This is a genomic window from Nitrosomonas sp. Nm132 (assembly GCF_900100485.1).
Classification (GTDB): Bacteria; Pseudomonadota; Gammaproteobacteria; order Burkholderiales; family Nitrosomonadaceae; genus Nitrosomonas.
Genome location: NZ_FNDH01000010.1, coordinates 31,679 through 47,416, shown reverse-complemented (window position 1 = coordinate 47,416; position 15,738 = coordinate 31,679). Strand labels below are relative to the sequence as shown.

Below are 15,738 nucleotides of genomic sequence, written 5' to 3'. Positions count from 1 at the left end.
GATCGGATAGCGGGAAGTAAAAATGGAAAATAATTCAGGGTATTTTTATGTCCAATAGTGACGACCTTGCAAAAAGACGGGCGCGCCTGACGCCTGAGCAACGCAGTAAGCTTACTCGGCGACTCTCAGCTGCTGCGAGTAATCTGGTACGACCTGAAGCGGTTATTTCACCCCGAGATTCCCGGGAACCCGCATTATTGTCCTACGCGCAGCAGCGTCAATGGTTTTTATGGCAACTGGAGCCGCTGAGTACTGCGTACCATTTGAGCGGCGCCTTGCGTCTGGTGGGGAAGCTGGATATTGAGGTATTGCAGGCGAGTTTTCAGGCGTTGGTCGCCAGGCATGAAGCGTTGCGCACGGTATTCCGGGTGAATGCGCAAGGATTGCCAGAGCAGCTGGTAGAAGCAGAACGCAAGCTGGAAATCCCCCTGATCGATCTGTGCGATTGGCCAGCGGAGCAGCGCGCGAGGCACGCGCAGGAAGCCGCCAAGCGGATCAATGCGGCCGCGTTCGATCTCACCCGTGACCCGCTGCTGAGGCTGGCGCTGATCCGCATCACACCGGAAGAGCACCTGTTGGTGGTAGTGATGCACCACATCATCTCGGATGCCTGGTCGAACCACATACTCATTGAAGAATTCGCGGCCCAGTACCGGGCGCGGCTGCAGGGCCGGGAACCTTCACTGCCGGCGCTCACGATTCAGTACGCGGATTATGCCATGTGGCAGCGCAACTGGCTGGAAGCGGGCGAAAAAGAGCGCCAGCTGAGTTACTGGCGCAAGCAGCTCGGGGAGAATCAGCCGGTGCTGCAACTGCCCACCGATCACCCGCGCCTGGCCAGCGCCCATTATCGGGCCGCGCGGCATGACTTTGCGTTACCGGCGCTACTGATTGCCCGCCTGCAGCAGCAGGCGCAGCGCCAGGGGGCGACCCTTTTCATGGCATTGCTGGCGGGTTTCCAGGCGTTGCTGCAACGCTACACCGGCCAGAACGATATCCGTATCGGCGTGCCGATCGCCAATCGCCACCGGGTGGAAATCGAACATATGGTAGGTTTCTTCGTGAATACCCAGGTATTGCGTAACCGCATCGACGGACGCACTCCGCTCAGCCTCATTCTCGAACAGACCCGTGAAGCCGCGCTGGCTGCCCAGATGCACCAGGATCTGCCGTTTGAGCAACTGGTGGAAGCTTTGCAGCCGGAGCGCAGTTTAACGCAACAGCCGCTGTTTCAGGTCATGTTCAATCACCTGCGCCTGGATCGTCGCGCCTTGGAGCAATTGCCAGGGCTTAAGGTAGAGGAATATGAACTGAGCGGCCAGACAGCCCAGTTTGAATTGACGCTGGATACCGTAGAAAAGCCAAATGGGCAGTTTAGCGCCCGCTTCACCTATGCTGGCGAGTTATTCGAGCCGGCCACCATCCAGCGCCTTGGAGCGCATTATCTGCACCTCCTTGAACAGCTGGCCGGGCATCCGGAATGCAGGCTGGGCGACATTGCTCTGCTGAGTGAAGCGGAGCTGGCGCAGCTTAAGGCATGGGGGGTGAACCAACGGCGCTATGCCGATACCGAGCCGGTGCACCGCCTGATTGAGCGGCAGGTAGCCGAGCGACCGGAAGCGATTGCACTGATCTTTGGCGATACGGAACTCAGCTATGCCGAATTAAACCGCCGGGCCAACCGGCTGGCGCACCGGTTGATTGCATTGGGGGTTACACCGGAAACCCGAGTGGGGATTGCAGCGGAACGCTCGATCGAGATGATCGTCGGTCTGCTGGCGATCCTCAAGGCGGGCGGTGCATATGTGCCGCTCGACCCGGCGTACCCGCGGGAGCGTCTGCATTACATGGTGAGGGACAGCGCCATTGCGTTGCTGTTGACGCAAAGCGCGATCAGAGAGCGGATCCCGCATGCCGAAGGGTGCCAGGTTGTGGAACTGGACACACTCGATCTGACAGATTGGCCGCAGAACAATCCGCAGGTGAGTCTGCATGGCGAGCATCTCGCTTACCTCATCTATACTTCCGGTTCCACCGGAAAACCCAAGGGGGTGATGGTGCGCCATCATGCATTGAGTCACTTCGTAATGAGTATGCTTGAGTTGCCGGGTATGACAGTCAAGGATACCTTGGTATCCGTCACTGCGCTTTCATTCGATATTGCTGGCCTGGAGATTTATCTGCCTCTGAGTGCCGGCGCGCGGCTGGTACTGGCGCCACAGGCAGCAAGTCATGATGGATCGATACTCGCGCAATTACTCCAGACCTACCAGGTAAGTATTCTCCAGTCTACTCCAGCTGGATGGCGGGTGTTGCTGGCAAGTGGATGGCAGGCTTTACCAGAAGAAGAGAATCAACCTCCTCTTAAATGTCTATGCGGTGGGGAAGCGTTGCCCATAGACTTGGTTGATCAGTTGCGCGCATTGAATGTCGAGTTGTGGAATATGTATGGTCCCACAGAAACGACTATTTGGTCGGTTATCGGCAGGATCGATCAGCGAGCCATCTCGCTTGGTAACCCTATTGCTGCGACCCAGCTTTATATCCTCGATGCGGAAATGAAGCCGGTGCCGTATGGTGTGGTGGGAGAATTGTATCTTGGTGGCATGGGGCTTGCGCGTGGTTATCTAAACAAACCTGGTTTAACCGCCGAGCGGTTTATCGCGGATCCTTTTGCTGACGAGGGCGGACGGCTGTACCGGACTGGCGATCTGGCGAGATGGCGCGCCGATGGGCAGATTGAATACTTGGGGCGGCTCGATTATCAGGTCAAGATACGGGGTTTCCGCATAGAGCTTGGGGAAATTGAAGCGCAGCTGTTGTCACACCCTGAAGTGAGAGAAGCTGTGGTGGCCGCTAAGGAAGCGCCCAGTGGCGCCAGGCTGGTGGCTTATGTCTCGCTGCATGCGGGCAGCACGGTAGATACTGCCGTATTGCGCGAATCGATAGGGAAAGCTTTGCCGGATTATATGGTGCCTTCGGCGATCGTCATGCTGGAGCGTCTGCCGCTGAATGCAAACGGCAAAGTCGATCGTAAGCTGTTGCCTGAGCCGGAATTTGCCGGCGCGGATGCTTATGAAGCACCGCAAGGCGAAGTGGAAGAGACGTTGGCGGCAGTCTGGGTGGAAGTGCTGGGCATCAGCCAAGTCGGACGCAATGACCACTTCTTTATGTCAGGAGGGCACTCCCTGGCAGTGCTGCAGGTTCAGCAGAAATTGCGGCAGCGCCTGTCTATTTCGTTGCCGCTACATTTATATTTTGAGAATCCTGTATTGAGGGATATGGCGTCTGTTATCCAGGATAAATATTCGTTGCGATCTAAAGAAAATACCGCATTACACGAAATGTCGGAATTACTGGATTTATTAGGGAACTGAGTAGAATTGAATAAACAGGATATTGCCGAGCGATTTTCTGCGCTCTCACGTGAGAAACAAAAAGCATTCCTCAGTGGATTGAAACAACGAGGGATCGACTTCTCTCTTCTCCCGATTATTCAACAGCCACCGCAGAACCGAAGCGTACTTTCCTACGCGCAGCAACGTCAATGGTTTTTATGGCAACTGGAGCCGCTGAGTACTGCGTACCATTTGAGCGGCGCCTTGCGTCTGGTGGGGAAGCTGGATATTGAGGTATTGCAGGCGAGTTTTCAGGCGTTGGTCGCCAGGCATGAAGCGTTGCGCACGGTATTCCGGGTGAATGCGCAAGGATTGCCAGAGCAGCTGGTAGAAGCAGAACGCAAGCTGGAAATCCCCCTGATCGATCTGTGCGATTGGCCAGCGGAGCAGCGCGCGAGGCACGCGCAGGAAGCCGCCAAGCGGATCAATGCGGCCGCGTTCGATCTCACCCGTGACCCGCTGCTGAGGCTGGCGCTGATCCGCATCACACCGGAAGAGCACCTGTTGGTGGTAGTGATGCACCACATCATCTCGGATGCCTGGTCGAACCACATACTCATTGAAGAATTCGCGGCCCAGTACCGGGCGCGGCTGCAGGGCCGGGAACCTTCACTGCCGGCGCTCACGATTCAGTACGCGGATTATGCCATGTGGCAGCGCAACTGGCTGGAAGCGGGCGAAAAAGAGCGCCAGCTGAGTTACTGGCGCAAGCAGCTCGGGGAGAATCAGCCGGTGCTGCAACTGCCCACCGATCACCCGCGCCTGGCCAGCGCCCATTATCGGGCCGCGCGGCATGACTTTGCGTTACCGGCGCTACTGATTGCCCGCCTGCAGCAGCAGGCGCAGCGCCAGGGGGCGACCCTTTTCATGGCATTGCTGGCGGGTTTCCAGGCGTTGCTGCAACGCTACACCGGCCAGAACGATATCCGTATCGGCGTGCCGATCGCCAATCGCCACCGGGTGGAAATCGAACATATGGTAGGTTTCTTCGTGAATACCCAGGTATTGCGTAACCGCATCGACGGACGCACTCCGCTCAGCCTCATTCTCGAACAGACCCGTGAAGCCGCGCTGGCTGCCCAGATGCACCAGGATCTGCCGTTTGAGCAACTGGTGGAAGCTTTGCAGCCGGAGCGCAGTTTAACGCAACAGCCGCTGTTTCAGGTCATGTTCAATCACCTGCGCCTGGATCGTCGCGCCTTGGAGCAATTGCCAGGGCTTAAGGTAGAGGAATATGAACTGAGCGGCCAGACAGCCCAGTTTGAATTGACGCTGGATACCGTAGAAAAGCCAAATGGGCAGTTTAGCGCCCGCTTCACCTATGCTGGCGAGTTATTCGAGCCGGCCACCATCCAGCGCCTTGGAGCGCATTATCTGCACCTCCTTGAACAGCTGGCCGGGCATCCGGAATGCAGGCTGGGCGACATTGCTCTGCTGAGTGAAGCGGAGCTGGCGCAGCTTAAGGCATGGGGGGTGAACCAACGGCGCTATGCCGATACCGAGCCGGTGCACCGCCTGATTGAGCGGCAGGTAGCCGAGCGACCGGAAGCGATTGCACTGATCTTTGGCGATACGGAACTCAGCTATGCCGAATTAAACCGCCGGGCCAACCGGCTGGCGCACCGGTTGATTGCATTGGGGGTTACACCGGAAACCCGAGTGGGGATTGCAGCGGAACGCTCGATCGAGATGATCGTCGGTCTGCTGGCGATCCTCAAGGCGGGCGGTGCATATGTGCCGCTCGACCCGGCGTACCCGCGGGAGCGTCTGCATTACATGGTGAGGGACAGCGCCATTGCGTTGCTGTTGACGCAAAGCGCGATCAGAGAGCGGATCCCGCATGCCGAAGGGTGCCAGGTTGTGGAACTGGACACACTCGATCTGACAGATTGGCCGCAGAACAATCCGCAGGTGAGTCTGCATGGCGAGCATCTCGCTTACCTCATCTATACTTCCGGTTCCACCGGAAAACCCAAGGGGGTAGCGGTCACTCATGAACCGTTGTCAATGCATGTCCAAGCAATCGGTAAGCTTTACGGTATGACGCCTGCAGACCGGGAACTGCAGTTTGCCTCGATCAATTTCGACGGGGCGCATGAACGCTGGCTGGTGCCGCTGGCCTTTGGCGCGGCATTAATGCCGCGGGACAACGATTTCTGGTCTGTTGACCGTACCGTCTCCGAGATTATCCAACATCGCATCACCATCGCCTGTTTCACACCGGGTTATCTGCAGCAACTGGCTGAATTGACGGGCAGTGCAGGCCGGAGTTTACCGATTCGTTCCTACACAGTCGGTGGCGAAGCAATGAGCCGGGCCAGCTTTGATTTTATTCAGGAAACACTGCAACCTCCGCGCATCATTAACGGCTATGGTCCTACCGAGACGGTCATCACACCTTTAATTTCGAAAGCCTATCCGGGTACTCGATTCGAGTCAGCTTATATGCCCATCGGTTATCCTGTCGGAGATCGCGTTGCTTATGTTCTTGATTCAGAACTTAATCTGGTTCCACTGGGAGTTGCTGGGGAGCTTTATCTAGGGGGAGTAGGATTAGCTCGCGGCTATCTAAACAAACCTGGTTTGACCGCCGAGCGATTTATCGCGGATCCCTTTGATGACAAGGGCGGACGGCTGTACCGGACTGGCGATCTGGCGAGATGGCGCGCCGATGGGCAGATTGACTACCTGGGACGATTGGATCATCAAGTCAAGATACGGGGTTTCCGCATAGAGCTTGGGGAAATTGAAGCGCAGCTGTTGTCACACCCTGAAGTGAGAGAAGCCGTGGTGGCCGCCAAGGAAGCGCCCAGTGGCGCCAGGCTGGTGGCTTATGTCTCGCTGCATGCGGGCAGCACGGTAGATACTGTCGTATTGCGCGAATCGATAGGGAAAGCTTTGCCGGATTATATGGTGCCTTCGGCGATCGTCATACTGGAGCGTCTGCCGCTGAATGCAAACGGTAAAGTCGATCGCAAACTATTGCCTGAACCGGAGTTTATCAGCGAGTGCCCATATGAGGCGCCGCAGGGTGAGGTGGAAGAAGCGCTGACAGTAATCTGGAGAGAGGTACTGGCAATCAGCCAAGTCGGCCGCCAGGATAATTTCTTCGAACTAGGGGGAGATTCCATTCTTAGTTTGCAGATTGTGACCAAAGCACGCCGTGCAGGCTGGAAGATTACGCCGCGACAATTGTTCGAACGGCAAACCATTGCTGCGCTGGCAAGTGTTGCCAGGCCGCTGGAGGAAGCTGCTAAAACTATTCATGAACAAAATGACTTGCCGGATATCACAGCGCCTATTCCCATGCTGCCGATCCAGCTTGATTTTTTTAACCAAGCAATTCCTATGCGGCATCACTGGAATCAGGCGGTACTGCTGAAAAGCTGCCAACCTTTACATGCGGCATGGCTGGATCAGGCACTGCAGGTTGTTGCGCAACATCATAGCGCGTTACATTTCTGTTATAGCAAGCAAACGAACGATCAATGGCAGCAAATTGCCATTAAATCGAGCATGCAGGATGTGTTGTGGGTTCGGCAGGCGGCAGATGCTGAGCAGTTATTGACACTATGCAATGAAGCGCAGCGTAGTTTGAATTTGCAGCAAGGATCGCTGATACGCGCCATGCTTGTCGAGATGGCGGATCAATCCCAGCGTTTGTTGCTGGTTGTGCATCATTTGGTGATTGATGGCGTTTCCTGGCGTATTTTGATTGAGGATCTTGAAACCGCTTATCACCAGGCGAAGAACCATGAAGCCATCAGATTGCCCGAAGTGATCACCGGCTACCCTGCCTGGACTCACCGACTGCAACAGTATCCTGATAGCCATGCAGCCGAGTTTGCCTATTGGCAAAACCAGATGAATGTGCCTGTTTCCCTTCCCTGTGATTTTCCAGAAGGCTCCAACAGTGTGTTTAATCGTACCCGTATTACGGCGAGGCTTGATCAGGCGCAGACTCAGGCGTTGCTCAAAGACGCTCCCGCCGCTTACCGCACACAAGTTAACGATTTGCTGCTTACTGCATTGGGTAGCGCCTTATGTCAATGGAGCGGACATCAGAAGATTCGGGTAGACCTGGAAGGTCATGGACGGGAAGATCTTTATTCGGATATCGATTTGTCGCGAACGATCGGGTGGTTTACTGCGCTGTTTCCAGTCATCCTCGATCCATCGGGTGATTTGCCGCAAAGAATCAAGCATATTAAAGAGAATCTGCGGCAGATACCCAATAAAGGATTGGGTTATGGTTTATTTAAATACTATGGCACTGCGGCGCAACGGAAGGTGATCGATGGTCTTCCCAAAGCGCAAGTGGTGTTCAATTATCTGGGGCAATTTGATACCAGCTTCGAAGAACAAACCCCCTGGATACTGGCCGATGAACCAATAGGTGATTTGATGGATCAAGGCGTTGTGCAGCAGCATGATCTCTCAATCAACAGCCACATTTACAAGGGGGAGCTCTGTCTGGAAGTCAGCTACAGTGAAGCTCGCTATGCCAAAGAAACGATCGAAACATTTATCGCTACGTTGCTGACTGAACTTAAAGCGGTTATTGGTCATTGCAGGAAGGGTGTTCGCGGGGTGACGCCTACTGATTTTCCGTTGCTTCAGATCACTCAGGATGAACTGGATAGTTTGCCGATTCCCGTTGGGCAACTGGAGGATCTTTACCCGCTCTCACCGATGCAGACTGGCATGCTGTTCCATAGCGTGTTTGATAGGGATGGCGGCATGTATCTCACTCAACTGAGCGCTGATATCGAGCATCTGTCGGTCGAGCGGTTCAAGGCTGCCTGGCAGGCTGCGATCGATCGTCATGAGATATTGCGCACCGGTTTCGTGCAGGAAGGAAAAGTGCCTTTGCAATGGGTAGCCAGAACGGCTGAATTACCCTTCATCGTGTACGACTGGCGTAATCAGGATGCTTATCCTTTAACCCATCGGAAGCAGGATCTTGATACGCTCGCGCTATCCGAGCACACGGCAGGTATCAATCTGAAAGAACCACCGCTGCTCCGGATTGCCGTGGTGCGCCTCACCGATGATCGATATCACGTCATTATGATGATCCATCATCTGCTGCTGGATGGCTGGAGCACTTCGCAATTGCTGGGTGAAGTACTGCGGCAGTATGGTGGTGCGATAGGGCCATCACCGCGTACTCGCTACCGGGATTTCATTGCATGGTTAAGTGATCGCGATCAGAAAACATCGGAAATGTATTGGCAGGAGCGGCTACGCCATATCACTGAATCTACCCGGTTAGCCGATGTGGTTGCAGCGCCCGCAACAAATGAAGGCTATGGAGAATCTATTCATCCACTCCATCGGACCTTGACCCGTGATTTGGCCCATTTCTGCAAACATGAACACGTTACGATCAATACCTTAATACAAGCTACGTGGGCTTTGCTGCTTGGCCATTATACGGGTCAGCAGACAGTTACCTTTGGGGTGACTGTCGCGGGCCGGCCGGCAGATTTGCCGGGATCGGATCAGATGCTCGGACTTTTCATTAATACTTTGCCAGTGAGCATTGCACTTAAGCCTGAACTTGCCATCGGCGCATGGCTGCGTGATTTACAAATGCAGAATTTGGCTTCTCGCGAGCATGAATACACGCCATTGTATGAAATCCAGCGTTGGGCGGGGCAAAGCCGGCAGGGGCTGTTCGATAGTATTTTAGTGTTTGAAAACTATCCCATCGATGAAGCATTGCAACAGCATACGCCGGGCGGGCTCGTCATCTCTGGCATCAAAGGCCGGGAAGCGACCAATTATCCGATGACCGTATCGGTGGTAGAGAATAATGGACTTACCTTGCAATATGGCTATGCCTGCAAGTATTTCTCAGAAGCAACCGTCCATCGTATCGCAGTGCACATTGAACAATTGCTGCGCGAGATCACCCGAGATGGAGTCAAATGCCTGGGCGATATCGCGCTATTAAATGCAGCAGAATGGCATCAGCTTAAAGCATGGGGTATCAATGAGCGGCGCTACGCGAATGCTGAACCGGTGCATCGCTTGATTGAACGGCAAGTGATTGCGCATCCTGATGCGACGGCACTCATTTTTGGCGAAACGGAGCTCAGTTACGCGGAACTGAACCGGCAGGCAAACCGCTTGGCGCACCGGCTGATCGCGCTGGGAATCAAACCAGAGAGCCGGGTCGGGATTGCGGTGGAGCGCTCGATCGATATGGTAATTGGCTTGCTGGCGACGCTCAAGGCAGGTGCAGCCTATGTGCCGCTCGACCCGGACTATCCACGGGAGCGGCTAAATCACATGGTGGCGGACAGTGCGATTGAATTGCTGCTGACACAAAGCCCGCTGCGGGCGCGGATTCCGCACGTTGAGGGATGCCATGTTCTGGAATTGGATGCGCAGGATTGGGTTGGCTGGCCGGAGAACAATCCTGATGTAAGCCTGCACGGCGAGCATCTGGCCTACATCATCTACACTTCCGGTTCTACCGGGAAACCCAAAGGGGTGGGGGTTGCGCACCACGCGCTGGTTGAGCATGCTTATATTGCCATTGATTTCTTTAAACTACGCAGCACAGACCGGATGCTGCAATTTTCCACCATTAACTTCGATGGCTTCGTCGAACAGCTTTTCCCTCCGTTATGCGCAGGCGCGGCCATTGTTTTACGCGGCCCGATGCTATGGGACAGTGAAGCATTCTACCGTGAACTGATGGATAAACGGATAACAGTTGCCGATCTTACAACAGCCTACTGGTTTTTGCTCGTGCAGGATTTTGCCAAGTTGGGGCCGCGCGATTATGGTGCGTTGCGGCAAGTGCACGCAGGGGGTGAAGCCATGTCGCCTGAAGGCATCAAAGCTTGGCGGCAAGCCGGCATGAATGCGATTACCCTGCTGAATACCTATGGACCGACAGAAGCGATTGTCACCGCCACGGTCGCTGATTGCGGCGGGAATTATCCGGATAGTGGTCCGGGATCAGTACAAGTGACGATCGGAAAGCCGCTGCCAGCGCGCCGTATTTATTTGCTTGACGCTAATCTGGCGCTTGCTATGCCTGGAATTCCTGGTGAGCTTTGCATTGGCGGAGAGCTGCTCGCACGCGGCTATCTGAACCGGCCGGAGTTAACTGCAGAACGGTTTATCGCAGATCCTTTTGATGACAAGGGTGGACGGCTTTACCGTACAGGCGATCTGGCAAGATGGCGCTCGGATGGGCAAATAGAATATTTAGGGCGGCTGGATCATCAGGTCAAGATACGAGGTTTCCGCATAGAGCTGGGTGAAATTGAAGCGCAGTTGTTGTTACAACCTGAAGTGAGAGAAGCGGTGGTAATCGCCAAGGAAGGGCCCAGTGGGGCGAGGCTGGTGGCCTATATCTCGCTGCACGCAGGCAGTACGCTGGATACCACTGTGTTGCGTGAGTCGGTAGGAACAGCTTTGCCGGATTACATGATGCCATCGGCGATGGTCGTTTTAGAGAGCTTGCCACTGAACGCGAACGGCAAAGTGGACCGTGAACTGCTGCCCGAGCCGGAATTTGTCAGCGCGGACCAATATGAAGCACCACATGGCGAAGTGGAGGAAGCGTTGGCGGCGATCTGGGCGGAAGTGCTGGGCATCAATCAGGTAGGGCGTAACGATAACTTCTTTGAAGTGGGCGGAGATTCCATTCTCAGTTTGCAGATTGTGACCAAAGCACGCCGTGCAGGTTGGAAGATCACACCGCGGCAATTGTTCGAACGGCAAACCATCGCTGCGCTCGCGAGGGCGGCAGAAGCCATGGCAGAGCCGGTCACCGAGGAGTTATCACTCAAGAAAGCCCAGCTGCAAGACTATCTTGATGCTGGAATCATCGCTACGCTGCCATTTGGTAATAGTGAGATCGAAGATATCTATCCGCTGTCACCGACGCAGGAAGGGATGTTATTTCATACCCTAGAAGCGCCCGGCACCGGACTGTATGTGAATCAGATCAGCGTCGAAGTCGAGGGTCTCGATGCCGCGCGGCTGACGCAGGCCTGGCAGGCGATGGTTGCCCGGCATCCGGTGCTGCGTACGGGGTTTTTATGGCGGGCAGGTCTGGCGCGTCCTTCACAGATCGTCTTCAAGCAAGTCGAGGCGCCAGTTAGCCATTTGGATTGGCGGGGTAAGGATCGTCTCGAAGAACGCATCATTGCTTATGCCGATCAAGAGCTGAAGCGTGAATTCGATTTTCTTAATCCTCCCTTAGCTCGATTGAGCTTGATCCAGATAGGCGAGAACCGCCATCAGCTGGTATGGACTAAGCATCACATATTGCTCGATGGCTGGGGCGATTCCATGCTGATCAGTGATTGGCTACGCTGCTATAACGGTGAGACCCTGGCGCAACCAGGGCCGGATTATGGCGTTTATGTGCGATGGCTGGCGAAACAAACCGCTCAGGCAGCCCAGCATTTCTGGCAAGTTGAACTCGATCACATTGACGGTCCGACACTGTTAGCGGAATCAGTCGGCAAGGGGGTGAAAAAAGAGCAACGGTCAGACTTTGCTCAGATTTATACGCATCTGAGTTCTGACGAAACGCGTCGCTTGCAGGCGTTTGTCCAGCAAGCGCACGTGACCTTGAATACTTTTGTCCAGGTAGCCTGGGCGCTGCTGTTGCAACGTTATACCGGAAAACAGACTGTCATTTTCGGTGCCACGGTTGCCGGCCGTCCGCCCAGCTTACCGCAAGCAGATGAGATTCTTGGGTTGTTTATCAATATGATTCCTATTCCTGTTGCGCGCCGCAGCGAATTGACGGTGAGTGAATATTTGGTTTCGTTGCAGGAGACCAATGCCAGGTTACGCGATTATGAACATACTGCGCTCGCCGATATTCAGCGCTGGGCCGGTTTTCCTGGGCAGCCGCTGTTTGACAGCATCGTTGTCTTCGAAAACTATCCGATTAATGCTGCTTTGCGCAGTAATGAGCTGTATGGTCTGCGTTTCGGGGACATTGCAGGCAAGGGATTGACCGGTTACGCAATGGATTTGCAGGTGACGGTCGGCGATACGCTGGAAATCGAATATGCCTATGGATGCAACGATTTTACCGATGAGTTTGTACTGGAACTGCGCAGTCACATGGAATGCCTGATGCGGGAAATGATGACTTACCCGCAACGGGTAGTGGGAGAGTTGGGGGGAGTGGGGAAGGAGAGGCTGGCTCAACTGTTTCTGCTGCGCGGTGATGCAAATTTAAGCGATACCTTGTCTCGCGCCTATCAACCCGTTCATCATTTGATCGAGCGAAATGCCGCGCATCAACCGGATGCCATCGCGCTGCTGATGGGCGAGCAGGAAATGGCCTATGCAGAACTGAATAGGCGCGCAAACCAGCTTGCACACCACTTGATCCGGCTGGGTGCTGGGCCGGAGATCTGTATCGGCGTCGCGATGGAACGTTCCCTGGATATCATTGTAACGCTGCTCGCTATTCTCAAATCTGGCGCAGCGTATGTACCGCTTGACGTGGATTATCCGGCTGGCCGGCTCTCGTTTATGATGAAAGACAGCGCATTATCGCTGTTGATCACGCAAAGCAAGGTGCTCGCAAAGCTCGAATTCAATAGTGCTGTGCCTGTGCTCGTTATGGATACCCTCGAGCTTGAGGCTGAGCCGACGTCGAATCCGGCAATTGCGGTGCATGAGCATAATCTCGCTTATGTGATTTACACCTCAGGGTCGACCGGGCTGCCAAAAGGCGTGGCGGTCACGCATGGTCCGCTCGCCATGCACTGCCAGGCGACGGCGCACATTTACGGTATGAGCCCCCGTTCCTGCGAGCTGCTGTTTATGTCGTTTTCGTTCGACGGCGCGCATGAACGCTGGCTGACTGCGCTCACCATAGGCGCAGGGCTCGCGGTGCGCGATCAGGAATTATGGACCGCCGAGCAGACCTATGATGCGCTGCATCATTACGGAATTACCAATGCCGCGTTTCCGCCCGCTTATCTCGGTCAGGTGGCGGAATGGGCCGTGCCGCGCAACGATCCGCCCCCCGTAGAACTTTATGTATTTGGCGGCGAAGCCATGCCGAAAGCTTCCTATGATTTAGTTCGAAAAACGTTACGGCCACGCACGCTGATTAATGGTTACGGACCCACTGAAACTGTGGTAACTCCCTTGATCTGGAAAACGGACGCCAGCAATAGCTTCGAATGTGCTTATGCTCCGATTGGGCGTCCTGTGGGTGAACGAGTCGTGTATGTCCTGGATGTCGATATGCAGCTCGTGCCAATGGGTATCGTGGGCGAGCTTTATATCGGCGGATATGGATTGGCGCGAGGGTATCTGGGACGCGCCGGATTGACTGCTGAACGCTTCGTTGCCGATCCCTTCGACGAACATGGTGGTCGCCTCTACCGCACTGGCGATCTGGTAAGGTGGATGGAGGACGGCAATATCGAATATGTCGGCCGCGCTGATCATCAGGTGAAGATACGGGGTTTCCGCATCGAATTGGGCGAAATCGAGGCCCGTATTCGCGAGGTAACCGGTATCGCAGAAGCAGCTGTTACGGTTCACCAAGGAGCAATCGGCGCCCAGCTGGTGGCCTACATCGTTCCCGTTGCGCCTGTCACCGGGCAATCAGCGCAGAACCTGATAGCGCAATTGAAGCTAACACTTGCCAAGCGATTGCCCGAATACATGCTGCCGGCTCACTTTATGACGTTAACTGCGCTGCCGCGTTTACCGAGCGGCAAGCTCGATCGCAAGGCGTTGCCGGAACCCGATTGCTTGCCAGGAGAGCGTTATCAAGCACCTTCGACTCCTGAAGCCAGATTGATTGCAGAGATATGGCAGGAAGTCCTGGGTGTCGAGCAAGTCGGGGAGACGGATAATTTCTTTGCACTCGGCGGTGATTCTTTATCGAGCTTGAAGGTTATGGCGCGCATGCGCAACCTGACCGATGTGAAACTGGATTTTAAGTTGCGGGATCTGATACAGCGGCCAACCATCGCAAGCCTCCTGGGATTGGATAAACGAACGATAGCAAGTGCGAGCGGGTTATTAGCGCTAAACCAACCTAGCGGGAACGGGGAAAGAAAACCATTATTTTGCATCCATGCCGGACTGGGTACGGTATTCGATTACCAGCCGCTCGCGCGGCAATTGCAAGGTGTGCGGACTGTTTACGGATTGCCTTGCCGTATGCTGGCCGATCCTGCGCACCAGGATATTTCCTTGAGGCAGATGGCAGAAGACTATTGCAGCATGATTCGCTCTGTTCAACCGGAAGGACCGTATCATCTGCTGGGCTGGTCATTAGGCGGAACATTGGCTGTCATGATGGCCGATTTGCTGGAAGCAAACCGGCAAACCGTAGCGTTTCTGGGCCTGATCGATCCCTACGTTCCCGGAACGGCGCCGCTGCAGCGAGATGACTGGCGCGAAGATTTTCTTGATTTTATTTCGGTGGCGATTCCCGGGGGCGAGCCCGATGATGCCTTGAAGGCGGCGTTATCCAGCCAATCTGCAGGAGTGGTGTCGAAACAGGCCATCGCCGATTTACTGGAGAGGATGTTAGCCATCAAGCAAGCTGAGAGCCAAACGAGCGGGCAAACGGCAATCCAGGGCTATGCCGATATGGGCGTGGAGGAACTGGCGCATATCTTCCTTGTCGCTCGCCATTTAAAAACGCTGTCGTTGCGGGTGGGCGCACTGCGTCCCTTGAGAAGCCAGACAACGTGCTGGTGGGCAGCGACCCGAGAGGTAGGTGACCGGCTTACACTCGAACAGCAAATCAAACCGGCCGAGATACGCTCGATTGAAATCGACGTGGATCATTTTGATATCGTGCGTGCTGGGTCTTTGCTATTGGGGATTCAGTCTCTATTGACGACTGTCTTGACCAGCTCTACTGATGGTAAAGAGAATGTCTGCGTAAAAGAAAATCTTTAGCGATGACTATTTAATTGTTTGGCAGTCGATCGAATTTCTTTGGAAAGCAGGATAGATACTTCACCCGAATATTTCATAAATTGGCACGTGCCCTCACTTGTCTTTTGATTAATAAGAAAGATTTTGCTCAGTCGGGTGTATGAATCACTACACCACTCCTTCTCAAAACTTCCCTATTAATCAAAATCCTGCGTGATCATCACGCGAATTTATGAAATATTCGGGTTCAAAGCCTGGTTCCATCAATGTGCAAAATTTCCTGTTTTTGCTTTTTCAAGCATTATCCTGAGATCAAATTAAGGTTTTTGCTTATTTTAATTTTCTTCAAGAAAGAGTAACTTCTGGGGTGGTGGATTTAAGTTGAAAGCGCTGATCAAGCAAATAACTTGATAAATCAGCAATCTATTTATTA

At 54.3% G+C, this 15,738-nt stretch carries 2 protein-coding genes; both read left to right on the top strand.

Annotated elements, in window-relative coordinates; genetic code table 11:
- Positions 1 to 47 precede the first annotated feature (47 nt).
- Positions 48 to 3,377 (top strand): non-ribosomal peptide synthetase, encoded by a 3,330-nt coding sequence (locus BLP80_RS05890; RefSeq protein WP_090541223.1) that lies wholly within the window; start codon positions 48 to 50, stop codon positions 3,375 to 3,377.
- Positions 3,378 to 3,383: 6 nt separating this feature from the next.
- Positions 3,384 to 15,326 carry an amino acid adenylation domain-containing protein gene (locus tag BLP80_RS05885; protein ID WP_090541221.1) on the top strand — a complete coding sequence of 3,981 codons (11,943 nt, stop codon included), beginning with the start codon at positions 3,384 to 3,386 and terminating at the stop codon, positions 15,324 to 15,326.
- The last annotated feature ends 412 nt before the right edge of the window (positions 15,327 to 15,738 follow it).

What these genes read in the sequence shown, in the direction of transcription:
- BLP80_RS05890 (WP_090541223.1), top strand. Translation starts at nt 48, where the DNA reads ATGTCCAATAGTGACGACCTTGCAAAAAGACGGGCGCGCCTGACGCCT.